Annotated in this window: 2 protein-coding genes and 1 pseudogene; 2 read left to right on the top strand and 1 reads right to left on the bottom strand. The window is 60.8% G+C overall.

Annotated elements, in window-relative coordinates:
* On the bottom strand, nt 1-269 hold a 269-nt coding region (locus V6C07_RS12345), incomplete at its 3' end, for a phenylacetate--CoA ligase family protein (RefSeq protein ID WP_442891940.1).
* Between the two features lie 368 nt (nt 270-637).
* On the opposite strand from V6C07_RS12345, the gene rsfS reads away from it, so the two are divergent.
* Nucleotides 638-1,126, top strand: coding sequence for a ribosome silencing factor (rsfS, locus tag V6C07_RS12340; RefSeq protein WP_333536777.1), 489 nt, complete (start codon nt 638-640; stop codon nt 1,124-1,126).
* A gap of 5 nt (nt 1,127-1,131) precedes the next feature.
* Nucleotides 1,132-1,428, top strand: a pseudogene (locus V6C07_RS12335) (2,3-bisphosphoglycerate-independent phosphoglycerate mutase); the annotation flags it as partial.

Here is a 1,428-nt window from a genome sequence, read left to right as displayed (position 1 = left end):
TCGGTGTAGCCCACCACCACGGCCTTGCCTGTGGTGCCGCTGGAGGCGTGAAGGCGCACGATGTGGTCGCGCGGCACGGCGAAAAGGCCGAAAGGATAATAGTCGCGCAGGTCCTGCTTTTCGGTGAACGGCAGAAGCTTCAGGTCGGCCAGGGATTTGATGTCGGCGGGGGTTACGCCCGCTTCGTCAAAGCGTTTGCGGTAAAAGGGCACGTTGGCGTATACGCGGCTGCACAGGTCGCGCAGACGGCGCAACTGCAATGCTTCCATATCCTCGCGGGGCAGGGTTTCCTGTTTGATGTCGAAAAGCACGGCCCTCTCCTTTAGCTGGCTTTTGGCGGCGGCCTTGGGCCGTCAATGCAAAAATAAAAACGGCGTTGCCGTATGCAAACCTTTTCCGGTATGCCGGAATGTACGCAACTGGTCAACAAAAACAGGGCCGAGTGCCGCTTCTGGAGGGGCTTCCGTGGCGGGGTTTCCAACTGCCGGCAGAGCGGATTTGGAGCGCTGCCGCTGTGTTGCGTCGTCGGGCGCGCTTCTTTTGATCGGCCTGGGACGGCCCGGAAAAGAGCGGAATTTACGCACGGCGTGACGTTGTTTTTTGCGTCGACGTTCCGCCGGTCTTCTGCAGGATTTCCGTGCGGGCATGCCGTCGGCAGGGCATGCCCATTGCCCTTGGCCCGGCTTTACGATATGTGCTGGCTATGGAAAATAATCATCCCAATACACCCGCCGGGGGCCGCGCCCCCATACAGTTTTCAGATGTTCCCGCAAGCCGTAAGGCGGCGGATGTGGCCCAATGGCTTGAAGAGCACAAGGCGCTGCGCGTGGTCTGCCTTGACCTTGAAGGTGAAGGCGGCTTTGCCGATGCCCTTATTGTGGCCGGCGCCAACTCGGTGCGTCACGCCCAGAGCCTTGCCGACGGCGTAGGTCAGCTATGCCGCGAACACAACTACGAATTTCTGCGTACAGAAGGGTATGCCGCCGGGCAGTGGATTCTTGTGGATATGAACGATGTTATCGTCAACATCTTTCAGGAGCCGGTGCGCGAGCTCTACGCCCTTGAAGCCCTGTGGGGCCACGGTTCCGGGAAAGGCACGGCCGCTGGGCAGAACAGCGGAGAATAATTATTATGACGCCTACACTGCTGCTGATACTGGACGGATGGGGCATCGCCCCTCCCGGCCCCGGCAATGCCCCGTTTGTGGCCCGCACCCCCAATATGGACGCCCTCATGGCCCGCTGCCCCCAGAGCCGCCTTGCGGCGTCCGGGCGTGAGGTGGGACTGCCCAAAGGCTATATGGGCAATTCGGAAGTGGGGCATCTTAACATCGGTGCGGGGCGCGTGGTCTATCAGGACATGACCCGCATCGATGTGGCCTTGGAGGACGGCTCCTTTGCGGCCAATCCGGTGCTTGGCGAAGTGCAA

This window comes from Desulfovibrio sp. 1214_IL3152, from assembly GCF_036763055.1.
Taxonomy (GTDB): domain Bacteria; phylum Desulfobacterota; class Desulfovibrionia; order Desulfovibrionales; family Desulfovibrionaceae; genus Desulfovibrio.
This window is presented reverse-complemented; position numbering and strand designations above follow the sequence as displayed.